A 25,420-nucleotide genomic window follows, 5' to 3' on the forward strand; every position below is an offset into this window, starting at 1 on the left:
ATGACTCAAATTATTAATTGGGTTAACCTTTTATTCGACATTTACGAATGCTATAATTGGTATAAATGAGAGATTTGGACAGAAAGCGGGTGTAATTATGGTTTCTGAAGAATTTACTCGTCTGTGGACAAAGATGACAAGAGATTGGAAGGATAGTATAGAAGAGGGGCTTGCGCCTCTAACGGAAGGGCAGTTGAACGTGCTGGATATTTTACTGCAGCATGCACCGATGAAGCCTTCTGAACTTCTGCAGTACTTGGCTACAACGCCGGCTGCGATTACAACGCTGCTTGATCGAATGGAGCGCAATGAATTAATTGAACGTTCAAGAGATAATCAGGATCGAAGAATTGTATGGGTAACTGTAACGGAGAAAGGAAAGAGTGAGGCCCAGCGTGGAACGGAAATTCGTTCCAAATTAATTGGTGAATCGCTGGACCGTATATCTTCCCATAACCAGCAGCTGCTTGTATATCTGCTTGGCAAGGTTGCTAATGCGTAGTACATATTTAAATATTAACTTATAAATAATGCCTTATTGCACGTTCAGCATGGATCTCAGACGATTACGAAGTACCTTGATCTGCTGCTTCATGGAATCATAATCCTGCTTCGTTAGTAAGCTGTCGCTGGCAGCTGCAATTGTCTGTTCAACCGGCAAGATGCGGAATCGATAGTAGCTATCCGGCTGGTAGCGATGCACATAGGTTGGAGTTGACTCAATATCCGATAGCTCAATCGAGCCGTCGGATTTATTTTTTCGAATGGTTACTTTAAAGATCACACCGTAATCTTTCGTATCGCCCCGCTGTGCAGATATGAAGTTCCCCATAGAATAAATGATTAGTCCTTGTCTGGCATGACCAGATGCATCTGTAGTGTCGAGCACTTCATAAGGCTGAATGACATGCGGGTGAGAGCCGGCAATAATATCTGCTCCCTCAGCTACAAGCTTGCGGGCAAGCTGTTTCTGCTCCTCATTAGGCGTTGTCTGGTATTCGATGCCGAAATGCAGGGCGACCGTGACAAAGTCGGCTCCAATCTCTTTCAAGTGATGGATATCATTGATCATTTTTTGCTCGTCAATCATTGAGACGGCGTAAGGCTTGCCTTTCGGCAGCGGAATGCCGTTAGTGCCATATGTATAAGCGAGCAGTCCCATCTTAATTCCGTTATGTTCCACAATAACAGGGGTATCCGCTTCTTCTTGTGATTCAGCAGTTCCTTTTAAGACAAATGGATACTCTTTCAAATGCTGCAAGGTGAGCATAAGCCCTTTATCGCCTTTGTCTAGCGAATGATTGTTAGCATTGGTCAAGATGTTAAAGCCGGCATACTGGAGTGCGTCCAGCAGCTCTACAGGTGCGTTAAAGCTCGGATATCCCGTATAGCCATAGTTTGAACCTGCAACGGGAGTCTCCAGATTAGCCATTACCCAATCACCTTGCTCAAGGATTGGCTTTACTTCTTCAAAGAAATAATTGAAGTTGTACTTCTTCGTTTTCTTATCATAAGCACCTGGAAGCTCTGGCTTATGCATCATGATATCGCCAACACCCATCCATACAGCTTCATCGTATTGCGGCGTTGGCACCGGTGTTGGTGTCGGCTCTGGCGTCGCAGTTGATACGATGGTTGGTTCTGGCTGGCTCGTAGGCCGCGGATTCGAGGCGGTATCTGTAACGTGAGTATCCTGCCTCAACGTAGTTGCTAGAATAAATAGAATTCCAGCAGCTGATAGTAATAAAAGAATAAAATGAATAGTCAAGCGCTTCTTGCTTCGCATTCTGCGCATGAAGGTCTAATCACTCCTTTATAGGAACATTTTGGATGCTTCCTCAAGCTGTTCACTTGTCCACCAGGACCAAGCCGGTGAACCATACGGGATGGAGCGGAAGCATTGGCGTTCCTTCGTGACCGGATGTGGAGCCTCAACGGAAGTTGACCACAGTGCAATATCGGATACATTAGCCGTGTTAGGTGCTCCATATTTACGGTCTGCAACGAGAGGACAGCCGATATACGCCATTTGGGCACGAATCTGATGTGATCTGCCCGTATGCAGCTTCACAGCGATGAGAGAGTAGCCTCCGGCTTCAGCACACACTCTATATTCCAGAATGGCTTCTTTTGCTTCTGGTGTTGGATCCTTATAGACGGTTACCTGATTACGCTTGGCGTCTTTCCAGATATAGTGTCGGAGCCGATCCTGCTCTTTGGCAGGTTTGCCGTGAACAACACAAATATAGGTTTTCCCGAACGTACGACTACGTACTGCTTCGGATAAGCGGGATGCTGCCTTAGAGGTTTTGGCGAACAGCATAGCGCCTCCAACCGGGCGGTCAAGTCGATGAACAAGGCCGAGGAATACATTCCCCGGCTTGTTATGACGGATTTTCAAATCCTGTTTAATGAGAGTCAGCATGTCAGGATCCCCGGTCTCATCCTCTTGAGAAGGGATACCAGGGAGCTTGACTACGGCAATGATATGATTATCTTCGTACAGCACCGGAATAACCGGGCTCATGCTACCGGTCATTATTCCGACTCCCAACGTCCCAGGATGCCGCAAGGCAAGTTCAGGCCGGATTGCGTGATAGGAAGACCAATCTCGCCACAGTTAATGACGCCGCCAAATTTGTTCTTCATTGTTGTATGGAGCAAATTGTGCAGTACAGACGGAGATAGACCAGTTGTGTACGAGTTAATCAGCATGAACAATGGGTTATCCGATAAAATCGTCGTACAGAACTCGAGGAAGGGATACAAATTCTCTTCGAGCTTCCAAGTTTCGCCGTTAGGTCCACGTCCGTATGAAGGCGGATCCATAATGATCGCATCATATTGGCGGCCGCGGCGCTGCTCACGTTGTACGAATTTAAATACGTCGTCCGTAATATATCGAATTGGAGCATTTTCAAGGCCGGACAATTGTGCGTTTTCTTTTGCCCACTGAACCATACCTTTAGAGGCATCCACATGCACGACATCAGCTCCAGCAGCTGCAGCGGCAACCGTAGCACCACCGGAGTAGGCGAACAGGTTCAACACGCGAATTGGACGTCCAGCCGAACGGATCTTGTCCATCATCCAGCTCCAGTTCACCGCTTGCTCAGGGAACAGACCAGTATGCTTGAAGCTTGTTGGTTTGATGTGGAACTTCAGCTCGCCGTAAGTGATCGTCCAGCGTTCAGGCAAGCTGGATTTGAATTGCCATTGTCCACCGCCGGAGGAGCTGCGATGATAATGTCCGTCAGCTTCCTTCCAAGCACCGGATTCATTGGCGATAGGCCAAATAATCTGTGGATCCGGACGGCGGAGAATATATTGCCCCCAGCGTTCAAGCTTGTCTCCAGCCCCTGTGTCGATGACCTCATAGTCGGTCCATTTATCTGCTAAGTACATGTTATAGTAATCCTTCCTTGGTGTATAATTTTCGTTGTATTATAATGAAGTCTTCGACTATTATAACGAAGCGCACAGAATGAAGCAATTAGGCTAATGCTTACGAAGTAAGAATCGCCACAAAAAGCACGTGTCAATTCTTTTTAGGTTAATGCTTACGTCGTAAGAATCGCCACAAAAAGCACGTGTCAATTCTTTTTAGGAGGGTACCTATTATTCGAAAACAAGGGTGGTTAATCGGTTTAACTGTAAGTATGCTGCTATTTATAGGGGCAGCGATGATGGCTACACGCTCGAAGGCCTCATCGTTTGATGTATCAGTAGCAGATTGGTTTGCGAGTATACATAGTGGAGCGTTGACGGATGTATTTCAAGCCATTACGTCACTGGGCTCAACAATAGGCATCATTGTTATTACTCTTGTTTTAGCCATATGGCTTGCATGGAGACAAGGGTGGAAAGGAGCAGTGCTGCTGATTTCGGGGGTAGCTGTGGCCTATGTGGTGAACACACTTATCAAATCAGGATTTGATCGTGCAAGGCCGGTAGCGGCTTGGGGGATTGAGGCGGATGGATCCAGCTTTCCGAGCGGAAATGCGATGCTGGCGATCGTGATGTACAGCTTGGCGGCCATATGGATTATTCAAGACAGAGGGCTTAATCATATAGCTAAGCGCATGATTACGGTTGTCGCTGTGGCTCTTATTATTTTAATGGGAGCTTCCCGTCTGTACTTCAGCGTTCACTATGCAAGCGATATTATAGGTGGTTACGCGGCAGGATTTGCCGTTGTGTGCCTGGTGATGGCTGTTACAGGACGAAAGAGGCTTAACAGCCGCTAGTCCTGCAGACAGCGGCTATCTAAGACTCTCGAATAGCATCTAACATTTTGTCGATTGATACTTTGCGTTTGTCCTCGTCCATGGTGTTGAGCAGCCGAATGATTTCAAACGTATCCGCTGCAAATGGAGACTCCGCACCTCGCGCATCGCCATCAATAATATAATCCGTGGTGACTTCAAAAAAAGCCGCGAGTTTAATCAAAGTCTCATAAACGGGCTGCCGGTTGTTGATCTCGTAGTGGCTGTAAGCGGATCGCGTGATGCCGATGGATTGTGCAACTATCTCTTGCGACAAGCTTCTTTGCTGGCGCAGCTCCTTTAGGCGATCTCCCATCGTCAAGGTCATTCGCTCCTCACATTGGATATAAAGATTGGCAATATGTTACACTCACTACTAGTAATTTATGATACAAATCGTATCATTGTCAAGCTTTAAATGGGAAAGTTACTAATAAAAATAGAATATTTTAGAAAGAGAGATGGGCTTGGAATGGTTTTGATCTTTGAATGTGAATGCGGCAATAATACAGGTTTGTTTGCAACCGGTGACCGTGATGAAACGGGCAGAGAGTTTATTGAGCTTGAGGATGATGACCGCTTGACGTATGTCGTTGGTGAGGATGGCGTTTTATTCAAATGTAAGTTCTGCGGGTACACTTACCGCATGGATAAGCTGTAAGTAAGAAATTGATTGAGTGTCAAATGCTGTGTGACGGGGCAAGCCTTCGGCAGTGATCGAGAAAAACAGGCCACGGTTCACATTGAACCGTGGCCTGTTTTTTGTCAGTGTCCAATGAATAAGTCGCAAAAACTGTACTGCAGTGGGTAAGAGTTGGTGCAGTGCGGAGAAAGCGCCCGCCCACTAGCTGAAACGAATGTCATGTTCTTGCCCTGGGGCGGTGAATTGCAGCAGCTTTTCGCCTTCTATAATTAGTTCAGCCTGTTCCTCATTAGTTAGCAAACGGAAGGGCTCGATGAGGAGAGAAGCTTTATTTCGTTCTCGCTCGATTTTCCATATACCAGCGATGAAACCGTTCAGTAGGATCGTTGCACGCAGGATGCCATTAGCGGTGAAGATTCGTTTGGCATATGTGATATCCATCACCCGTGATCGATCGACAACTCCAAGAAGCATTTGATCGAACTCGCCAAGGAAGCGGACTGGTGGAGTTACGTCGGCGTCAGGGCGCGGTGCATCAGGAAGATCAAATAACTCATTGCCTTGTTCGTCCCGGAATGTAAGGAGCTGTGGACGCAGCTTTTCGAAATGTTCTTTGAGACGCGTGAGTCCACACCATGCCTGCATATCCTTTACCGTCGCTGGCCCATATGCAGCGAGATAACGCAGTATTAGATTGTCCGTATCGACATGTTCACTAAGGGATTGTCCCAGCCAGACTTCTGAGGAGGTGTGGGTTGCTTGTCCGCTTTCTCCCCACAAACCACGTGGCGGTATTTGAATGAGTGGAACGTAGTTGCGTACAACAGCAGCGAGGGCTTCACTATTAACACCTGGCCACTGGTCAGCTAGAAATTTACCTAGCTCACTGAGTGTGCGTGCTTCATCCTCGACAAGTTTTCTGCCCTCAAGTGCTACGCTGTCCAAATCGATTCCAGACAAAGCCTTGCCAAAAGATCCTTTTAATCCTCGTTCGAGTACAGGCTGTACCCATGGTCTGAGCAATAGACAGTCTTTAGCAGATACAAGATGCAAAGTGGAGCGCATAAGAGCGATCCTCACAGCTTCACGATTTTGAATTAGAGTAGACAATTGTGACTGATCAAATCCATTCAGTCTTGTCCAAAGAGAGTAATACGGCGCGTTTGGAGCTTGAGCCTGCAGGCCGATAAACCATTCCAATGTATCATGTACAGACATATCCGAACGCGATAACAGCATTTGCCTTGCGAGCAAAGCTCGATTAATAGCCAATGCACTTAATTTAGGTGTCTCCTGAGTCAACCTGTATCCACCTCAAAGTAGGATCATATTTCCATTTAGATTATCTTTCTTTGTATTAAGTTACAAGACGGATAAGGTGAAAAAGTTACTAAATAGAAACATTTTCCATAAAGTCGGCGTTTAAACAATATGGAAAACGCATAGTTTAGGAGGGAATGAGATGAGTTCGGTATGCGCTATGAACTGGAACCAGGCGAGGAACAATTACTTATACATTAAGTGAAAAAAGCCGAATCCAGAAGCCATGAGGCTCACTGGATCCGGCTTTTTTATCAGGAAGATACTGCGGTGGTTGATGACTTCACGGTCTTGCTTCGTTTGCCTGCGATCATACTTACGCAGGAGACAATTAAGAAGAGGACCATGGCAGCGGCAGCGTATCTGTACATCTCTGCATAGCTAGTAGCGGAGGCAATAATGCCTAGCAGCATCGAGCCGGCAGCAACGCCGAGGTCAATCGTGTTGTAATACAAGCTGTTGGCAAAGCTTGTTTGATGTGGTGCAGCCTCACGCAGCATCCATGCTTGTGTCGTCGGCTGAATGGCGCCAAAGCCAAATCCGTACAACAAGGCCGAGATAATAATGAGTGGCATCGAGTGTGCATAAGACAGAATAATCAAGCTGGCAATGACGATAAATGCAGAAGGTATAAGGACGAGCATTGGTCCGCGGCGGTCGAATAATTTGCCGGATATCGGACGAATAACAAGAACGGTAAACACAATAAATAGGAAGAACAAGCCGATCTGCTCAATATTTCGTTGTGCACCATATAAGGCAATAAAGCCAAGAATACCGCCGTAAGTTATCGACATCAGCATGTTCAATACGGCAGGTACCATCATGCGAGCAGTCGAAGATGATCGCTGCCCTTGATCGGCAGTAGTCTGAACCGGAGCTGGTTGAATTCTGGCAGGCTGCTGCGGAATACTGCGTGTAAGCAGGAGAAGTGGAATTATAATGACAAGGGCGATTGTACCGATCACAGACAAAGTAGTAAATCCGGATTGTTTGATGACGGAGAGGCCAATCATCGGACCAAGCGACATCGCTAAGCTTGTGGAAATACCGAAATAGCCGATCCCTTCACCCGTTCTTTTCTTTGGAATGATCTGTGTAACTAAAGTAGGGATAATTGTACTAGTCATCCCGAAGCCAACCCCGAAGACAGCCCGCAGAATTAATAATACAGTCATGGATTCAGCGAACGGATAGAGGATAGTGGCTATTGTTGCGAGAACAAGTCCGGAAAACAAAATCACGTTTCGATGAACGACACGAAGCAGCGGCGTCATTGCAAAGCGTGTAACGATCGCTGCTAAGGCGAACAAGCTGGTGACAAGACTTAAGGTGAAGTTATCTGGATGGAATTGTTCTTTTGCATAAGTAGGGAACGGAGACAGCAGCATTTGCAGGCTTAGAAATAACAGCAAATAACTGGCGGTCAACGTAATAAAAGACTTGGTCCAAAGTTTCTCTGGATGTATGTTCATGGTGTATCATTGCTCCTTTTCATGCTCCAATAAGCTGGTTGTATGGTCGTTAAGTTTTCTTAGCAGTTGATTCATAAGCTCATATTCCTCGATGGACATCACTTGCGCGATCTCAGCAATGGTGCTGTATTCAATAGGTTCAATCGCATCCGCAGTTTCTTTGCCTTGCTCGGTAATAAATACCTGGAAAGAACGGCGGTCATGCTCACTAGCGCGCTTCGTTACAAAGCCTTTCGCCTCAAGCGTATCTAATATACGAGTAGTTGTAGGCTTATCCTTGCCCGCCCGATCTGCAATTTCCTTCTGGATTAATCCGTCTTCCTCTCGTACGCGGAAGAGAACAGCCCATTGTTCAGGAGTCAATCCAAATTCCTTGATGCGGCCTGCAAAGAAATTCGTAAGCTTTCGATAGGTGGCACCAAGCAAGAAGCCAAGCGAATGATCCAATCCCTTTTGATGCATTTTACTCACGCTCCAAATTAGTTGTTACAACAACTATATCTCTGACAACTAATTTTGTCAAACCGCAAATACAGGATTGGAATTTCTGAAATGGGGGAAAATAAGCGGACTACACATAGAGGAGTAAAGCCAAAAATGAGAAAAAAATCAGCATGGATCCATATGTTATGGATCGCGGCCGTTTTGTCTTTGCTGGTCGCCCAGCATCCGGCTGACGCGCTGGCCGGGCCATTTCATTTTGGATTCAAGAAAAGCGTAGGCGGGCAGCTGCCTTCGATTAATGAAGAGGGCTTCAAAGATGTAGTGATGAAGCATGGAGCGATTTTTCTAGGAGACACGACCAAGAAGGAACTGTATCTCACCTTTGATAATGGGTATGAGAATGGCTATACGGCTAAAGTATTGGATGTGCTCAAGGAGAAGCAGGTGCCTGCTATATTTTTTGTAACGGGGCATTATGTGAAGGATCAGCCTGAGCTGGTGAAAAGGATGACGGCCGAAGGGCATCTTGTAGGAAATCATTCATGGACTCACCCAGATATGACACAAATTTCAGCCGAACAAATTCGTACCGAGCTGGAGAAGGTGAGGGAGCAGGTCAATACGCTGACCGGGCAGCAGGCTATGACTTATTTGAGGCCGCCAAGAGGGATCTTCAGTGACAATGTGCTGGCGGTAAGTAAGGAATCCGGCTATACGAACGTATTCTGGTCCGTTGCTTATAAGGATTGGGATGTAAACATGCAAAGAGGAGCGGGCTTCGCCTATAATCAAGTCGTCGCACAGCTTCATCCCGGAGCGGTCATTTTACTTCATACCGTGTCCAAAGATAATGCCGCTGCGCTCGGATCGATTATCGACGAAGCCCGCAAGCAAGGTTATGAGTTTAAGAGCTTAGATCAAATGTCTGTTAAGACTTATGGCAATTAACGTGCAGCAAGGTGCTCGGACGGTTCAAGAATAACGGACCAGCCAAACGGATCTTCTACAGTACCTCTTTGAATACCGGTCAGCGTGTCGTACAGCTTTTGCGACAGCTCGCCGGTATTTCCTTCGTTAATGACATAACGAGTACCTTCCCATGTCAATTCCCCGATTGGAGAAATAACCGCGGCAGTACCTGTTCCAAATGCTTCGACAAGGCGGCCTTCTTGATGAGCTGCTACAACCTCATCGATCGACAGCTGTCTTTCAACAACAGGCACATTCATATGCTTAAGCAGACGGATGATCGAATCACGTGTGATCCCATCGAGAATACTGCCATTCAGTGCAGGTGTAACCACTGTACCATCAATGTTGAAGAAGACGTTCATGCTGCCTACTTCTTCGATATATTTACGTTGAACACCATCGAGCCAAAGAACCTGAGATGCGCCTTGAGCTGAAGCTTCTTCCTGCGCTTTCAAGCTTGCCGCGTAGTTACCGGCAGTTTTCGCGTTGCCGACACCGCCGCGTACGGCACGAACATATTGGGATTCCACATGGATTTTAACAGGATGAATGCCTTCCGCGTAGTAAGAGCCAACCGGTGACATGATGATCATAAACATGTATTGTGTCGAAGCATTAACGCCAAGCTGTGCTTCCGTTGCAATAACGAAAGGACGTACATACAGAGAAGTTTCCGCATCAGATGGGATCCAATCGCTGTCTGTCAGAATAAGCTGCTTCAGCGCTTCAAGCGCCAGTTCTTCGTCTACTGCAGGAATGCTAAGACGTTCATTGGAACGATTAAGACGTGCCATATTTTGCTCCGGACGGAACAGACGGATTTTGCCATCACCGGTTAAGTAAGCTTTAAGGCCTTCAAAAATCGTTTGACCGTAATGGAACACTTTCGCTGCTGGATCAAGCGAAATCGGCTGATAAGGCACGACGCGCGGGTTATACCAGCCTGTAGCTGCATCATAATCCATAATGAACATGTGGTCGGTATAATACTTGCCAAATCCAAGCTCAGATGCTTTTGGTTTCGGTTTTTTGTTCGTAGAAAGTTCTATTGTGATGGTTGGTTTCATCGTATTTGATCTCTCCTTGTTGCTAGTTATAGTTGAATCGTACCATGCCAATCGATATATTTAAAGTATCTGTTTTATTGTGAACACATACCGAAAAGGTATATTGGGGGCTGGCTATGGATATACGACAGTTAAGGTACTTTCTGGCGATCGCCAGAGAAGGACAAATCACTCGTGCGGCGAAAGCGCTCAACATGGAGCAGCCTCCGCTGAGCCGTCAGCTTAAGCTGATGGAGGATGAACTAGGTGTTACCTTGTTCGATCGAAGCGGGAAAGGGCTTGTTCTGACCCATGCCGGCGAGCTGCTGCAGAATAAAGCAGAACGGCTGCTGCAGGAATTTAACGAGACCATTCATGAAGTGAAAGAGCTGGATGCTGGACTTCACGGCACACTTGCAATCGGCTCTGTTGTGTCCTGTATTTCCTTGCTTCCGAGGCCTATTGAGCAATTCCGCAGGCTGTATCCTAACGTCACATTTAAAATATGGGAAGGGGACCATTTTATCCTCGGCAGTCTGCTTGAGAAGCGGGATATTGAACTGATTGTTGCGAGGATCCCTTTCGAATCGACCTTACATACACAGCCTTACTCGGTCTTGCCGCTGCCTTCCGATCCCTATGTGGCCGTACTTCCATCCGGCTGGGTAAGTGACCCGAATAAGCACACATTATTAATGAGTGAGCTTGCGGATCTGCCGTTCCTGACTCTTAAAACCGACAAAACCATCGCCATGCATCATCGCGTTATGATTGAGGCAAGGGCTCATGGCTTTGAACCAAAGGTAATCTGCGAATGCTCTAGTGTAGCAATCATCGTAGCGTTGGTAGCAGCCGGCATTGGAGCAACCGTATTTCCGAAGTCGGTCATGGCTTCTTTTCCTCTTCCATCTATAAAGATGCTCACGATATCAGATGCAGATTTTCAATCAGATGTCGGTATTATTTGGCTGAAGGATCGGTATTTATCCAGAAGTGCACAGAACTTCATCCAGCTGTTCGAAGAATGAAAAAAAAGGATGCAGCATCGTATGCTGCATCCTATTCTTTAGTTGTTCACTTTGATCTCAAGCAGTTCATATTTAATGACACCAATCGGCGCATCAACTTTGATAATATCTCCAACTTTTTTGCCGACTAACGCTTGGCCCAGAGGGCTCTCATATGAGACTTTGTTATTAAATACGTCTGCTTCTGCGGGACCAACAAGGCGGTATTCGATTTTCTCAGATACCTCAATATCGTTCAGAACAACGCTCGAGCCAACTCCAACCTTCGACGTATCTACTGAGTTAGATACACGTGCAGTCTTCAGCATTTTCTCCAGCTGTGTGATTCTTGTCTCCATAAAAGCTTGGTCATCCTTGGCCGAGTGGTACTCGCTGTTTTCTTTCAGATCGCCATAGCTGATGGCTACTTTAAGACGGTGAGCAAGCTCGGAACGTTTGACGGTCTTCAGCTCTTCAAGCTCTTCCTCAAGTTTCTTAAGACCTTCGGGTGTTAGAATGATTTCGTTTTTTGCCAAACCCCACAACTCCTGCCATTTATTTGTATCTTCTGAATCGCTTTCTACATCTTACACTATCCATGGTGGAAAAGAAACTTGGGCATAGCTCCCAATTGCACGGAAAATCTAACAATTTTCTAACTTTAAAGCAATGGAAAACTCAAATTTATAGTGTAGGATAAATCGTGCTGGCATCACGTTAATCTTTTACTAAGTGTGACCTCGCTCAAAAATGAAAAAAGGCAAACCCGCTGAAAGGCGGGGACGCAAAGCCACGGGTCTAAGCCGAAGCAGGTAATTGCAGCTGGTATGATCGCCGGGCCGCTCACGGAAAGCAGAGGTCTTTTTGTTGTGCCAACCGACAACAATGAGAGGGTGCATAGAAACAGATGAAGAAGAGGTTCAAATTCCCCCGAATATTCCAGACACGCAAGATTGCGCATCGCATGTTGATTACCACGCTGATTATCGCCATAGCGATCGTTGCGTCCATGTCTGTTGCGTTATTCCTTTCCAACTCCTCCTTATTTAAAAGCCAGATCAAGAAGGACCTCGCCCTGCAGGCGGATGTAATTACGGCAAGGATGGACGAGGAATTACAGTCGAAAGTGACCAAAATAAATGCGTTAGCAGGAATCGGACAATATTATGGTCAAGATGCACAGAAGCATGACGAATTGATCCAGCATTTTATAAAAGAAAATCCTGATTTAATGTCTCCAGGCTTTTCCCTCGACATGACGGGCAAGAATTTCACAGTATCAGGAACAGGTGACCGGATTGATGTATCTGAGCGGCCTTATTTCAAATCAGTGTCTGAGGGCAAACTAACGGTTAGTAATCCGCTCGTGAACAAAGTTGATCCTTCCAAAGTTTCTATTGTCATCGCCGCACCACTTATGCAAAACGGCAAAGCTTATGGATTCTACATATTTGGTTATGAGATCAATGCTGCAGCTGCAATTGTTCGTGATACGAAGGTTGGTGAAACAGGTTATGCCATCTTAATGGACAACAACGGCCTCGTTGTCAGTCATCCGAGAGCAGATTTGGTCATGAACAAAACCGTATATGACCTGAACATGCCTGCAACTGTGAAAGCATTCGAATCTGCGAAACAAGGAAATAATACGAACTATTCCTTTACCTTTGATGGCGTGAAAAAAATCGGCTATGCCGAAGCGACAAAGAATGGTTATGTGATTCAGCTGTCGATTCCGGAGAAAGAAGCGATGAAGCCGGTAACGGATATGCTGTGGAAAACAATTGGAGTTGCATTAGTGGTGACGCTGTTGGCGTTGATTGCTACCTATATCTCAGCAACTCAAATGGCGAAGCCAATCGTGTACATAACGAATGTCATTAAAGTGCTCGCAAGCGGCGATTTAAGGCCAAGGCTTGAAGTGAAAACGAAAAATGAACTGGGCACTCTAGCGGATCATATGAATCAAATGCTGGATTCCTTCTCGGATACCATTGGCAAAGTAAGCTTTGCTGCTGAACAGCTCGCTGCATCCTCGGAAGAGCTGACGGCAGCGTCTGTTGATTCTGTCGATATTTCCAGCCAGATCGGTGAAGCGATTAACAATGTTGCAACTGCCGGAGAGAATCAAATGGTAGCTGCGGAGCAAACTTCAACAGCGATGGAAGAGATGGCTAGCGGTGTGCAGCGGATTGCAGAATCGTCCTCTGTTGTTGCAGAAGCATCTCAAACCTCACTGGATGAAGTTCAGCTTGGACAAGTTGCTGTTACACACGCTGTTGAACAAATGAAGCTGATCCATACTTCCGTTGGCAAGTCGGCTGAAGAAGTGCGTGAGCTGGAAGTGAAATCGAATCAAATCGGCAATATCGTATCCGTTATTCAAGAGATTACGAATCAGACACAGCTGCTGTCACTTAACGCTTCCATTGAAGCAGCAAGAGCAGGGGAGCACGGCAGAGGATTTGCCGTTGTTGCGAATGAAGTGAAAAAGCTGGCGGAACAATCTGCTCATTCAGCGTCTGAAATTACGAAGCTGATTCAAGAAGTACAAGGAACAACGGTAAGAGCGGCACATGCGATGAATCAAGGGGTTGAAGATGTCGGAATCGGCTCCGAGCTGATCAATGAAGCTGGTGAAGTATTTGGCAGAATCACAGCGACCTTCCAGGAAATCTCCAGCCAAATCCAAGAGGTATCAGCTGCATCGGAACAAATGTCCGCAGGCACAGAAGAGGTGACAGCGTCTATGACAGAGATTGCTACCATGACCCAATCGACACATAGCCACTCCCAAAGTATATCGCTGGGCTCGCAAAAACAGGTGGCCTCGATGAAAGATATTTCTGCATCTGCGGAAGATCTTAGCCATATGGCACAGCATTTGCAAGAAGTGCTGTCGAAGTTTAAGACTAGCTAGAAATTTTTGATTCTTACTGCGAGAAATGGTACATTATTGAAGGATTGCCATTGAGCAATCATAATACGAGTCGTACAGGGAGAGATCTAGATGTCCGTTGATGCTTATTTGAACTTTAATGGGAATTGCCGAGAAGCGGCGGAGTTTTACGCAGTAGTATTCGGTTTGGACAAGCCTAAGCTCATGACATTTGGTGAAGTGCCACCGCATCCGGATTATCCATTGCCTGAAGAAGCAAAAAACCTGATTATGCACACTCGCCTGAACATTGGTGGAAGCAATGTGATGTTCTCCGACGTCTTCCCTGGTATGCCGTTTACTGTAGGTAACAATATTACTCTGGCATATGTTGAAGACGAAGAAGAAAAAATTCGTACGGCATTTAACCGATTGAGTGATGGCGGTACGATCGTTATGGAGCTTCAAGAGACGTTCTGGAGTAAACTGTATGGACAGGTTACCGATAAGTTCGGTATTCAGTGGCAGTTTAACTTGGGAATTAACGAGTTCTAATACTTGTCTAACAAAATAGGGGGAACCAGTTGTCTATAGGACAAGCTGGTTTCTTTTTTTATATTGAAAAAGTGGCTATTTCATTATAGGAACAAATGTTCTATAATGGTGATATGGAGAACACTAATAATATGAGATTGTCGAAGAGGGGAACACCATTGGCTGAGCCGTTAAAAGAAATGTATCATGAAGCCTTTCTAAGGCAATTTACCGATAAATTAAAGGTCGCATACCCTTCATTTGATATAGAATCGTTTGTATCACAGGTAATGAATGAGGCGTGGGAACAATTAGAGTTGAAAGGACGGATTCGTCAAATTGCCGTCGTGCTTGGCAAGCATTTGCCTTCCGATTATAAGGATGCGTTAGCTGTTTTGTATGCCATATATGAGGAATGCTCGGGCTTTCCTTATTTATTTTTCCCGGATTTTGTAGAGGTGTATGGAGGGGCAGAGGAGCATTGGGAGCTGTCTATGCAAGCATTAGAACGATTCACTACCAAATCTTCGGCAGAGTTTGCTGTACGTGTGTTTTTGCTTCGAGATCCGGAACGTATGGTCCGACAAATGTTAATCTGGGCTCAACATCCTGATGAACATGTACGCCGATTGGCAAGTGAAGGCTGCAGGCCGCGTCTGCCATGGGGACAAGCACTTCCTGTCTTCAAGAAAGATCCATCGCCGATTCTTCCAATTCTAGAGTTATTGAAGGAAGATCCATCTTTGTATGTCCGTAAGAGCGTCGCTAATAATCTGAATGATATTGTTAAGGATCATCCGGATGTTGTTATCGAGACAGCCCGCAGATGGAAGGGACAGCACCCCTATACGGATTGGATTATCCGGCATGCCTGCCGGAATTTGATACGCAAAGCTCATCCGGAGGTACTCGCTTTGTTTGGCTATGCAATGGAGGCGGAGGAATCAGATCCGATCATAACTTCGGCATCCTTGCATGCTCGTCCAGCGTTGTTGGAGATTGGAGATACCTGCCGTCTGGAATATGAGCTGCAAGCCAAAGACGGTGAGCCGATGCATCTACGGATTGAATACGGCATAGATTTCGTGAAATCTGGAGGGAAAACTTCTCGTAAGCTGTTTCTCTTATCAGACAAAACCGTTCCAGGCGGTTCAACGCTCTCGGGCAGCAGAGTTCATCGTTTTGCAGACCTATCAACCCGCAAACATTATGCTGGAGAGCATCGTATCACCTTGCTGGTAAACGGAGTTGAAGTGGCAAGCTCGACAGTTGAGCTGGGTGCCGCTGAAGTAGAGTGAAAAAAGAGAAGAGCTATGTCGCAGCCTTAGGCTTCGGCATAGCTCTTTACTGTAAATTGGTAGAAGGCAGCAGAGTATTTCTCCATGACTTGCGCTTCACGGACAAGCTGAAAGCCATGCTGCTCATATAATTGGCGAAGGGAAGGGCGATCAGAGGCACAATCCAGCTTCAGATAGCTTTTATGTAAGTTATGTGCACGATTTTTAGCGAATTCAAGCATTCTGCTAGATAATCCGGACTTCGCATATTTTCTTCTGATGCACAGCTTGTGGAGATAGAGGGAATCGTTGGACAGATCCTCCGGCCAGAAGAAGCTGTCTTCTTCTTGTAAGATCATGACGGCGGCGACTTCCCCGCCAATTATGGCTGCATACACGTTGTCTTTGGTTAGGCCGTGTAATAGTTGATCTAGTGTTAGATCGGACTCATCCCACATCGGAACGTTATTGTTTGCGATCCATCTTGCCCCTTCAGTCAAGACATCAATAAAAGAGTTTAACTCCGAATCATGAATTCTTCGAATAGTTATTTCCATTTCGTGTTGTCTCCTTTTAGAAGGAAATCATTCCGCCTCGTTCGTCAAACACGGCAGTGGGATTCCACGCCACTTCCCATAGATTATTTTCCGGATCTGCGAAATACGCGGTTCTTCCTCCCCAGAATGCATCGCTAGGTTCCCGTAATATTTTTCCGCCAATTTCCCGGATTTGTTCAATGGTGGAGTCTACTTGAGACGGCTCGTCCACATTAATAGCATACGAAACAGCAGAGTAAGATTGTTTATCCTGAGTGAACGTTACGCCGGCATCTTGGGCTAATTCTTCAATCGGGAACAAGGATAGGATTACACCTGCAGTAAGAAAAGCGGCATATTTATCCGAGCTGCTCGGAGTTTCTTGCCATCCTAAACGCTGGTAAAAGGCACGGAGTGCAGGCAAATCATAAGCACCTATGGTTATTAGGCTTACTCTTTGTGGAATCATCGGTGATTCTCCTTCTGAGGAAGATGGGATAATGCTCCAATTATATCTTGTTGTATTTTAGGGTGGCAATATCAAAAAAGTGAGTCGAATATTCGTGCTGGAGTAGTTATGATGAAAAGCTTTACAACGTAACTATATAGGTTGTAGTAAATGGAGTTGTCGGTGGATTTTTTATTAGAGTGGGACAGTGTGTGCATTTTACTCCACTAGTTGGTGGATTTACATTGCGTTGATCGGGAATCGAACAGGTACAGCGGATAAAAGGAGGTGCTGTTAGTGAAGCGCCGCAAGCTGAATCGAGCACATTCTGGATCCTCACGGAAAATGAAGGGATTTGGTCATGATACAGGGACAGTTTTGCTGCTTCTACAAGAATTGAGAGCCATTATTCCAGTCTTATTCCAAGAAAATGCGACTGAGAATGTCGTTTTGCATTTACGGGATATTTTGGGACGGCTGTTAACATTGACCCACGCTTCTCGAATAAAAAATGCCAATAAAGCCCGGCTGCTGGCCAAATTGGAGCTTACTCTAATTGCAGCAAAGGTCACGCCTTTTGCACCATTAAGTGTAGGAATGGCTTTACAACAACTGATGGATGTTCTGTTGTCGATTGTGAAGCAGGGATGTTTGGATCCGAATTATACGAGTAAGTTTATTGCCATTATCTTATCTATTCAGGTCATGATTACGAATGGACTTAGATGCCATTGTCCACCTGGTCCTACTGGACCAACTGGTCCGCCAGGACAGACAGGGCCAGCAGGATTGGTTGGTGCGACTGGAGCAGCTGGAGCAATAGGAGCAACAGGAGCAACTGGTGTACAGGGAGCCATGGGAGATCCAGGTGCAGCGGGGGCAACTGGAGCAACAGGGGCGACTGGTGTTGGGGAGATGGGAGCGACTGGTGCAGTTGGGCCTACCGGACCGACAGGCAGCAGTGGTAGCGATACGGGTGAGACGGGAGCGACCGGAGCAACAGGTGCGACAGGGGCAACTGGGGCTACGGGTGAAACTGGGGCTACGGGTACGACGGGTTTTGGGCAGACAGGGACGACGGGTGCGACAGGGGTAACGGGAGTTACGGGAGCGACTGGTGATACCGGTGCAACAGGAGTAACGGGCTTTGGGGAGACAGGAGTTACGGGAGCAACTGGGGCAACAGGTGCAACGGGCGAAATAGGATTATTAGGGGCAACGGGTGCGACAGGGCCAACGGGAGCTACAGGAGAAACTGGAGCAACGGGAACAACAGGTGTAACGGGTGAAACCGGAGTGACAGGAGCGACAGGAGCAACAGGGGTCACGGGAGCAACAGGAGCCACCGGAGCGATGGGCGAAACTGGTGTAACAGGAGCAACTGGCGAAACTGGAGCAACAGGAGCAACAGGTGCAACGGGAGCGACAGGGGCAACAGGTGCAACGGGAGTTACGGGTGCGACAGGAGCAACTGGCGAAACAGGGGCAACAGGAGCAACGGGAGCGACAGGTCCAACTGGAGCGACTGGCGAAACTGGAGTAACAGGAGCGACTGGCGAAACTGGAGTAACAGGTGCAACGGGTGCGACAGGAGCCACGGGAGCAACAGGGGCAACAGGGGCAACGGGCGAAACTGGTGCCACGGGAGCCACAGGAGAAACAGGAGCCACAGGAGGAACAGGAGCAACGGGAGCAACAGGAGTTACAGGTGCGACAGGAGCAACGGGAGCGACAGGTGCAACGGGATCAACAGGGGCAACAGGTGCAACGGGAGCGACAGGTGCGACAGGAGCAACGGGAGCGACAGGTGCAACGGGATCAACAGGGGCAACAGGTGCAACGGGAGCGACAGGTCCAACTGGAGCGACTGGCGAAACAGGGGCAACAGGAGCAACGGGAGCGACAGGTGCAACAGGAGCGACTGGCGAAACTGGAGTAACAGGAGCGACTGGCGAAACTGGAGTAACAGGAGCGACTGGCGAAACTGGAGTAACAGGAGCGACTGGTGAAACTGGAGTAACAGGAGCAACAGGAGCTACCGGAGCAACAGGTGCAACGGGAGCGACTGGTGCCACGGGAGCCACGGGAGCAACAGGAGTGACGGGAGTAACAGGCGAAACAGGAGCTACCGGAGCAACAGGTGCAACGGGAGCGACTGGTGCCACGGGAGCCACGGGAGCAACAGGAGTGACGGGTGCGACAGGAGCAACGGGCGAAACAGGTGCAACAGGTGCAACAGGTGCAACAGGAGCCACCGGAGCAACAGGAGCAACGGGAGCAACAGGGGCGACGGGAGTAACAGGCGAAACAGGAGCTACCGGAGCAACAGGTGCAACGGGAGCGACTGGTGCAACGGGAGCCACGGGAGTAACAGGTGCAACAGGTCCAACTGGAGCGACTGGCGAAACTGGTGTAACAGGAGCGACTGGCGAAACAGGAGCCACCGGAGCAACAGGTGCAACGGGAGAGACAGGCGAAACAGGTGCAACGGGAGCAACAGGGGCAACAGGTGCAACGGGAGCGACAGGTGCAACGGGAGCGACTGGCGAAACAGGAGCAACGGGAGCAACAGGAGTTACGGGTGCGACAGGAGCAACGGGAGCAACAGGGGCAACAGGTGCAACAGGGGCAACAGGGGCAACAGGGGCAACAGGTGCAACGGGAGCGACTGGCGAAACAGGAGCAACGGGAGCAACAGGAGTTACGGGTGCGACAGGAGCAACGGGAGCAACAGGTGCAACAGGGGCAACAGGTGCAACGGGAGCGACAGGGGCAACGGGAGCGACTGGCGAAACAGGAGCAACGGGAGCAACAGGAGTGACGGGTGCGACAGGAGCAACGGGCGCAACAGGAGCAACGGGAGCGACAGGTGCAACGGGAGCAACAGGTGCAACGGGAGCGACTGGCGAAACAGGAGCAACAGGAGCAACAGGTGCAACGGGAGCGACAGGGGCAACGGGCGAAACAGGAGCGACTGGTGCCACGGGAGCAACAGGTGAAACGGGAGCGACAGGTCCAACTGGAGCGACGGGTGCAACGAGCGAAACAGGTGCAACGGGAGCGACAGGGGCAACAGGGGCTACTGGAGCAACGGGAGTAACAGGAGCAACGGGAGCAACAGGGGCGACGGGAGTAACAGGCGAAACAGGAGCTACCGGAGCAACAGGTGAAACGGGAGCGACTGGTGCCACGGGAGCAACAGGAGTGACGGGTGCGACAGGTGCAACGGGCGAAACAGGAGCAACAGGTGCAACAGGTGCAACAGGTGCCACGGGAGCAACAGGAGTGACGGGTGCGACAGGAGCAACGGGCGAAACAGGAGCAACAGGAGCAACAGGAGCAACAGGAGCAACAGGTGCCACGGGAGCAACAGGTGCAACAGGAGCAACGGGCGAAACAGGAGCAACAGGTGCAACAGGAGCAACGGGGGCAACAGGAGCCACAGGCGAAACAGGTGCAACAGGAGCTACCGGAGCAACAGGAGCAACAGGAGCAACAGGAGCGACAGGTGCTACGAGCGAAACAGGTGCGACGGGAGCAACGGGAGCAACGGGAGCAACAGGAGCCACGGGAGCAACAGGAGCCACGGGAGCAACAGGAGCCACGGGAGCAACGGGTGAAACAGGAGCCCTCGGAGCAACAGGTCCAACTGGAGCGACAGGCGAAACAGGTGCCACGGGAGCAACAGGAGCAACAGGAGCAACAGGAGCAACAGGAGCGTCAGGTACAACAGGAGCAACGGGAGCAACTGGAGTAACGGGAGCAACGGGTGCCACGGGTGCAACAGGAGTAGCGGGAGCGACAGGTGAAACAGGAGCAACAGGAGCCCCCGGAGCAACGGGTGCGACAGGTGCAACAGGAGCAACGGGAGCAACAGGGGCAACAGGGGTAACGGGAGCGACAGGAGCAACGGGAGCAACAGGGGCAACAGGTGCAACGGGAGCGACAGGGGCAACAGGAGCAACGGGAGTAACAGGAGCAACGGGAGCAACAGGAGCAACGGGAGTAACGGGAGCGACAGGAGCCACAGGAGCCACGGGTACAACCGGAGCCACAGGCCCAAATATTTTGTCTGAAGGTTTTTCTGGTTTTATTAGTACGTTAAGTCTTTCTGCTAGTCAGCAATTGACGAACTGGTCGACGGCATCTCCTTATTTTCCTAGCGCAAACTTTAATGCGACGACCGGAAACTATACGGTTCCGGTAACGGGTCGTTATGAGATACTTGCGACGATTAACTATTCTACTTCGGCTGCTATTTCCCTTTCTCTAGGTGCAGGCGTCAATCCAGCCTTTGCTGTTCAGCGAACATCGCCTGTGGCTACGACCCTAATTAGCGGATTGTTTCCATTACTCAACATAAATGTGACTCTCCTTAATCTTCGAGCGGTATTAGGCAATGGAACCGTTACATTGTCAGGGGATGTTACTTTAACAGCAGGAGATGTGATTGGTTTGTTTTATGTAGCAGATGGACTTACTATCAATTTAATATTAGGAGGTGCCAACACTGGCGGTATTGTTTGGAGCATGCACCGTTTAACATAAAAGTAGTGAGCGGCCAGATAGCCCAGGGAGCTAATGGCTGCTCTTTTTTTTGCTTAATGATGGTAAGTCGTAATACTTTTACCATGTTCGTGAATTAGCAATTATGTGAAAATCCGAGTATGAAGTTGCTAATGAAGGGATGATCCATATGGCGGTTATACAATTAACATCTACTAACCCGAAAGTGTCTTTTATTATAAAGAAAAATCCGAATTCCAATATGCAAATTAGATCGGTTCGTAAAGGTCTTGCCTGTGGCTGGTACTCAAATGAGTTGACCTACAATGTGTACTTCAAAGATGCAGATAATGAAGTGTCCTATAAAGAAAATGAACAAGATCAATTCGAATATCTGAATGTGTCCCGATACAACACGGCATTATTTCCTCTGAATGCAATTAATGAGTATTTCTCTGCCCCATTTAAAGTTTGGGATGACCGAGATGTAGAAGGTTATAAGCATACGTTCTTCATAAACATGATCCATGTCGAGTGGATCCGATACATTGATTTCTTCGAGAAGCATATGAAGGATTTCAGCTTCGAGAGCAAGCAGCTTTCTCACAAAAGCTATTCTTTGACCATAACAACTAACAAAAGTATTTATCACCTGCTTCATGTTGTCAGCGTTTTATGTCTATTCCTGGCTATGTCGGGCAAAGAGTACTTTGATGTGAATGACAGTATTCTGGAAAAATATATTCATAGTATTCATGTCATCGATGCTCCGTTCTACATACGGAGCTTGTTCGTAAGGAACTTCTTATCGTCTAAAGCTAATTTCAAAAAATATAAATCTGATCTGGAGAAAACGGATCGTTATGAAATCGACTTCGATTTTGGCAATACAGCACTTCAAAGAAGAAGCTTTATCGGTAGTTCTCTTCCATTTGATAAATCAATCTTGGATGTTGGCTGTGGGGAAGGCTATTATGCCATTCCATTCTCCGGGAAAATCGAAGGGAATTATTATGCTATCGATGTAAATGAGGAATTACTAGAAATCGTTGAACGGAAAGCAGCTGCCAAAGATATCGATAATATTATTTTGTATCGCTCCATTCATCATTTCGTGGAGGAATACAGCGGAGAACAAGTCGATATAATTATGACCGAAGTCATTGAACATATGAGTCAAGATGAGGCTAAGCTGCTGATTCAATATATTTGTGAACATATTGATTTTGATCGTTTTATTATAACGACACCTAATGCTGATTTTAATCCATTCTACGAGCTTGAAGGCATGAGACATGAAGATCACAAATGGGAGATGGGGCAACAAGAATTCAGACAATGGTTTTCGGACGTTTTACAAGAGGTCAGATGGGATGTGGATTTCGTCGCAATCGGCGATGGGGTGAATCAGATTCAAACCACACAAGGAGTTATGTTGAAGAAAAGGGGGGCTTAGCAAGTGCAAATCACATCAAAAGTTCATACTATCTTTATGCTAATCGGATCTACGGAATGCGGGAAGACGACTTTCACTAACGAAGTGCTGATTCCTGGTCTTCAATTCCAATATGAAGAAAGAGGAGCTAAAGCGAATATTCAATATTTATCATCAGATGCTATCAGGCAAGAAGTGCTTGGTTTTGAATATGACAAATATGATCGTGTCATGCTGGAAGCGAGTGATCAGGCTTTTCAGCTGCTATTTACGAAACTAAGATTAGTCACCTCTTTCCCTGTGAATGCGGATTTTGTTATTGTGGATACAACGGGATTAGCCGAAGAGTTCAGAACTAAAGTTAAAGAGATTGCCCAGGAAAATAATTATAATCTGGAAGTCATTTTGTTTGATTATAGAAATCGCAGTGATTATTATGCATCTGAGCGTTCTAAGAAACTCATTACTTCTCACATAAACCGGTTGAAAAAAGATGTTCTCCGTTCCTTGTCCAAAGAAGGCTACTCGCAGGTTCATAAGATCAGAGCGAAAGATTTCTATTCGGTAGCGGAGCAGAAAGCAAATGCTGATTATCGGGTTAAGGTAGAGAACTTGGAGGAGTATTTGTCCACTACATTGCCTAAGGACAATAAGTACATCATTGTAGGGGATATTCATGAATGTATAGATACGTTCATAGACTTGCTTCGCAGTCATGGATTTAAGATAGAAGGCAGCAAGCTTATCGCCGCTGATCGGGTAAAAGATACGAAAATTGTGCTTGTAGGAGATTGGATCGATAAGGGGAAACATACGAGGGAAACGGTGCAATTTCTGTATGAGAATAAAGAGCATTTCTTCTTCGTGCTTGGGAATCATGAGAACTTTGTCTATAAATATTTGAAAGGTGATGTACAGGGTGTAGATCAAGAGCTGCTGCACACCTATTTCGATTCTACACAAGCACTCGCAAGTGATTCTGATTTACTGCATAAGTTTAACGAGCTGGTTTCGATCTCCAAGCCATTCTATCGTTCATCACCTGATGATTCGGTAGCATCCTTTTATGTTACACATGCACCATGCAAAAATAAATATATTGGCAAGCTGGATGCTCATTCGATTCGACATCAGCGGAATTTTCGTATAGATAGAGATACAGAGCTTGAACCTCAGCTTACTTTCTTGAAAGAAGAAGCCGTAAGTAATCATCCTTATCATGTGTTTGGGCATGTAGCTGCTAAAAATGCTTTTCGGATTAAAAACAAAATTCATGTGGATACGGGTAGTGTTCACGGTAACGCTTTGACTTCCGTAAGCCTCACATTCAAACCATTTTTCAAATCCCAGCCCTCAAGGCAAGCGGTTATGACAGATGATCTAAAGCCATTATTTGTCTCGCAAAGAAAAGTGAAGCTTGAGGATTTGGGAGAAGTTGAAATACGACGTTTGCGTTACTCTTCACATAACAAGATCAGCTACATTTCAGGGACAATGGCACCGGCGGATAAAGATGAAGCAGCAAATGAATTAGAGTCAATGAAGCGTGGACTACAATATTTTAAGGAACGTGGGGCGAAACAAGTCGTTCTGCAGCCCAAATATATGGGTTCTAGATGCAATATTTATCTTCATCAGGATATTGAACAATGTTTTGCGATTAGTCGAAATGGCTACAAGATTAAAAAAGTTGACTTAACGGAAGTTTATAGTCGTCTATTACACAAGTTCGGCGGATACATGATAGCGAACGATATTTCAATGCTTTTGCTCGATGGGGAGCTGCTTCCTTGGCAGGCCATGGGGGAAGGACTTATTCAAAGACAATTTAAGCCAATTGAAAAAGCTTTGGAAACGGAGCTCTCTTTTCTGAAACAAAATGGATTTGATGAAGCTCTTCTCCAGTTAGCGAATGAATATCATGCAAGCGGATTTGAACAGGATCAATATCATATTTCTAAGACCATATTAAGTGAAAAATATGGCTCACATGTTTATCAGAACTATAAATATCTTCATGCTGTTTTAGAATCGCATATTCCTATCGAGGCTCATCAGGATGCTTATGAAACCTATAAGATGCAGATGGAGCTTTATGCAGAAGCAGGAGATCTGGTCTACAAGCCATTTGCTTTGTTAAAAATCGTTTATCATAACGGTAAAGAACAAATTCCGGATTGGAAAACTTCTGAAATGTACACTTTCTTATCTGATGATGAACACTTGTTAATCGATTTAACGGATGAAGATTATGTGGAGAAGGGCGAGCAATTCTTCTCGAGGTTAACAGTAGATAAACAAATGGAGGGAGTTGTCATTAAACCTGAAAGTATGGATGACCATCTTATTCCTTATATGAAAGTTCGAAACGCGGAATATCTATCCATTATTTACGGTTATGATTATCGATTCCCTCACAAATATAACAAGCTGATGAAACAAAAGAATATTAGTCAAAAGTTGCGTACTTCAATGACGGAGTACCGGTTAGGCCAAACCATGCTTGAAATTCCAAATACGGAGATTTCGCCGGACAATAAAAGGTACAAAGAAGTTGCTGCAAGTCTGCTATTCGAAGTTGCTAAGGAGAAAGAAATAGATCCAAGGCTTTAATGATTATCTGAACGCACCTAA

Annotated in this window: 22 protein-coding genes and 1 riboswitch; of the genes, 11 read left to right on the plus strand and 11 right to left on the minus strand. The window is 46.8% G+C overall.

What is annotated here, in order from left to right:
* The first annotated feature begins 97 nt into the window (after positions 1 to 97).
* Positions 98 to 502 (plus strand): MarR family transcriptional regulator, encoded by a 405-nt coding sequence (locus AC0YNT_RS06185; protein WP_167273386.1) that lies wholly within the window; start codon positions 98 to 100, stop codon positions 500 to 502.
* Between the two features lie 33 nt (positions 503 to 535).
* On the opposite strand, the gene AC0YNT_RS06190 is transcribed toward AC0YNT_RS06185, so the two are convergent.
* From AC0YNT_RS06190 to AC0YNT_RS06200, 3 genes are read right to left on the minus strand one after another with little or no spacing between them, the layout of a single operon-like run.
* Positions 536 to 1,795, minus strand: coding sequence for a CapA family protein (locus tag AC0YNT_RS06190; RefSeq protein ID WP_475803771.1), 1,260 nt, complete (start codon positions 1,793 to 1,795; stop codon positions 536 to 538).
* Between the two features lie 18 nt (positions 1,796 to 1,813).
* Complete coding sequence (locus tag AC0YNT_RS06195; RefSeq protein WP_475803772.1) at positions 1,814 to 2,539, minus strand: RluA family pseudouridine synthase; 726 nt, start codon at positions 2,537 to 2,539, stop codon at positions 1,814 to 1,816.
* Entirely contained in the window at positions 2,539 to 3,405 is an 867-nt protein-coding gene (locus AC0YNT_RS06200; RefSeq protein WP_475803773.1) for a class I SAM-dependent methyltransferase, read from the minus strand. The genes AC0YNT_RS06195 and AC0YNT_RS06200 overlap by 1 nt, the downstream gene beginning before the upstream one ends.
* Positions 3,406 to 3,683: 278 nt before the next feature.
* Between AC0YNT_RS06200 and AC0YNT_RS06205 the strand changes: the two genes are divergently transcribed.
* Positions 3,684 to 4,247, plus strand: coding sequence for a phosphatase PAP2 family protein (locus AC0YNT_RS06205; protein ID WP_475803774.1), 564 nt, complete (start codon positions 3,684 to 3,686; stop codon positions 4,245 to 4,247).
* A 19-nt stretch (positions 4,248 to 4,266) separates the two neighbouring features.
* On the opposite strand, the gene AC0YNT_RS06210 is transcribed toward AC0YNT_RS06205, so the two are convergent.
* Complete coding sequence (locus AC0YNT_RS06210) at positions 4,267 to 4,581, minus strand: helix-turn-helix domain-containing protein (protein WP_415639830.1); 315 nt, start codon at positions 4,579 to 4,581, stop codon at positions 4,267 to 4,269.
* Between the two features lie 156 nt (positions 4,582 to 4,737).
* Between AC0YNT_RS06210 and AC0YNT_RS06215 the strand changes: the two genes are divergently transcribed.
* Entirely contained in the window at positions 4,738 to 4,926 is a 189-nt protein-coding gene (locus tag AC0YNT_RS06215; RefSeq protein WP_475803775.1) for a hypothetical protein, read from the plus strand.
* A 183-nt stretch (positions 4,927 to 5,109) separates the two neighbouring features.
* On the opposite strand, the gene AC0YNT_RS06220 is transcribed toward AC0YNT_RS06215, so the two are convergent.
* The 3 genes from AC0YNT_RS06220 to AC0YNT_RS06230 all read right to left on the minus strand — a co-directional run bounded on the left by AC0YNT_RS06220 (position 5,110) and on the right by AC0YNT_RS06230 (position 8,165).
* Positions 5,110 to 6,210, minus strand: coding sequence for a winged helix DNA-binding domain-containing protein (locus tag AC0YNT_RS06220; RefSeq protein WP_475803776.1), 1,101 nt, complete (start codon positions 6,208 to 6,210; stop codon positions 5,110 to 5,112).
* Positions 6,211 to 6,482: 272 nt separating this feature from the next.
* Positions 6,483 to 7,703 carry an MFS transporter gene (locus AC0YNT_RS06225; protein WP_475803777.1) on the minus strand — a complete coding sequence of 407 codons (1,221 nt, stop codon included), beginning with the start codon at positions 7,701 to 7,703 and terminating at the stop codon, positions 6,483 to 6,485.
* 6 nt (positions 7,704 to 7,709) lie between these two features.
* Positions 7,710 to 8,165, minus strand: a complete 456-nt coding sequence (locus tag AC0YNT_RS06230; RefSeq protein ID WP_167273424.1) for a MarR family winged helix-turn-helix transcriptional regulator — start codon at positions 8,163 to 8,165, stop codon at positions 7,710 to 7,712.
* A 135-nt stretch (positions 8,166 to 8,300) separates the two neighbouring features.
* On the opposite strand from AC0YNT_RS06230, the gene pdaA reads away from it, so the two are divergent.
* Entirely contained in the window at positions 8,301 to 9,095 is a 795-nt protein-coding gene (gene pdaA, locus AC0YNT_RS06235) for a delta-lactam-biosynthetic de-N-acetylase (RefSeq protein ID WP_475803778.1), read from the plus strand.
* On the opposite strand, the gene AC0YNT_RS06240 is transcribed toward pdaA, so the two are convergent.
* The gene (locus tag AC0YNT_RS06240) at positions 9,092 to 10,186 is read right to left on the minus strand and encodes a branched-chain amino acid aminotransferase (protein WP_475803779.1); all 1,095 of its coding nucleotides are present in this window, start codon (positions 10,184 to 10,186) and stop codon (positions 9,092 to 9,094) included. The genes pdaA and AC0YNT_RS06240 overlap by 4 nt on opposite strands.
* A 116-nt stretch (positions 10,187 to 10,302) precedes the next feature.
* On the opposite strand from AC0YNT_RS06240, the gene AC0YNT_RS06245 reads away from it, so the two are divergent.
* On the plus strand, positions 10,303 to 11,193 hold the full coding sequence (locus AC0YNT_RS06245; protein ID WP_475803780.1) for a LysR family transcriptional regulator: 891 nt from the start codon (positions 10,303 to 10,305) through the stop codon (positions 11,191 to 11,193).
* Between the two features lie 38 nt (positions 11,194 to 11,231).
* Here AC0YNT_RS06245 and greA read toward each other — a convergent pair whose 3' ends face one another.
* On the minus strand, positions 11,232 to 11,708 hold the full coding sequence (gene greA / locus AC0YNT_RS06250; RefSeq protein ID WP_475803781.1) for a transcription elongation factor GreA: 477 nt from the start codon (positions 11,706 to 11,708) through the stop codon (positions 11,232 to 11,234).
* Between the two features lie 213 nt (positions 11,709 to 11,921).
* Positions 11,922 to 12,019: riboswitch (cyclic di-GMP riboswitch) on the plus strand.
* Between the two features lie 117 nt (positions 12,020 to 12,136).
* Between greA and AC0YNT_RS06255 the strand changes: the two genes are divergently transcribed.
* From AC0YNT_RS06255 to AC0YNT_RS06265, 3 genes are all read left to right on the plus strand, one after another.
* Complete coding sequence (locus AC0YNT_RS06255; RefSeq protein WP_475803782.1) at positions 12,137 to 14,092, plus strand: methyl-accepting chemotaxis protein; 1,956 nt, start codon at positions 12,137 to 12,139, stop codon at positions 14,090 to 14,092.
* Positions 14,093 to 14,182: 90 nt separating this feature from the next.
* The gene (locus AC0YNT_RS06260; protein ID WP_475803783.1) at positions 14,183 to 14,605 is read left to right on the plus strand and encodes a VOC family protein; all 423 of its coding nucleotides are present in this window, start codon (positions 14,183 to 14,185) and stop codon (positions 14,603 to 14,605) included.
* A 158-nt stretch (positions 14,606 to 14,763) separates the two neighbouring features.
* Positions 14,764 to 15,882 carry a DNA alkylation repair protein gene (locus AC0YNT_RS06265; protein ID WP_475803784.1) on the plus strand — a complete coding sequence of 373 codons (1,119 nt, stop codon included), beginning with the start codon at positions 14,764 to 14,766 and terminating at the stop codon, positions 15,880 to 15,882.
* Between the two features lie 26 nt (positions 15,883 to 15,908).
* Here AC0YNT_RS06265 and AC0YNT_RS06270 read toward each other — a convergent pair whose 3' ends face one another.
* Both AC0YNT_RS06270 and AC0YNT_RS06275 read right to left on the minus strand, forming a co-directional pair.
* Entirely contained in the window at positions 15,909 to 16,418 is a 510-nt protein-coding gene (locus AC0YNT_RS06270) for a GNAT family N-acetyltransferase (RefSeq protein WP_475803785.1), read from the minus strand.
* 16 nt (positions 16,419 to 16,434) lie between these two features.
* Positions 16,435 to 16,866 carry a VOC family protein gene (locus AC0YNT_RS06275; protein ID WP_475803786.1) on the minus strand — a complete coding sequence of 144 codons (432 nt, stop codon included), beginning with the start codon at positions 16,864 to 16,866 and terminating at the stop codon, positions 16,435 to 16,437.
* A 276-nt stretch (positions 16,867 to 17,142) separates the two neighbouring features.
* On the opposite strand from AC0YNT_RS06275, the gene AC0YNT_RS06280 reads away from it, so the two are divergent.
* From AC0YNT_RS06280 to AC0YNT_RS06290, 3 genes are all read left to right on the plus strand, one after another.
* A complete protein-coding gene (locus tag AC0YNT_RS06280) occupies positions 17,143 to 21,393 on the plus strand; it encodes a collagen-like repeat preface domain-containing protein (RefSeq protein WP_475803787.1) in 4,251 nt (1,416 codons plus the stop codon).
* Positions 21,394 to 21,541: 148 nt separating this feature from the next.
* Positions 21,542 to 22,807 carry a class I SAM-dependent methyltransferase gene (locus AC0YNT_RS06285; RefSeq protein WP_475803788.1) on the plus strand — a complete coding sequence of 422 codons (1,266 nt, stop codon included), beginning with the start codon at positions 21,542 to 21,544 and terminating at the stop codon, positions 22,805 to 22,807.
* Positions 22,808 to 22,810: 3 nt separating this feature from the next.
* Positions 22,811 to 25,399, plus strand: coding sequence for a metallophosphoesterase (locus AC0YNT_RS06290; RefSeq protein WP_475803789.1), 2,589 nt, complete (start codon positions 22,811 to 22,813; stop codon positions 25,397 to 25,399).
* Positions 25,400 to 25,420: the final 21 nt, after the last annotated feature.

This window comes from Paenibacillus sp. J22R56, from assembly GCF_056269375.1.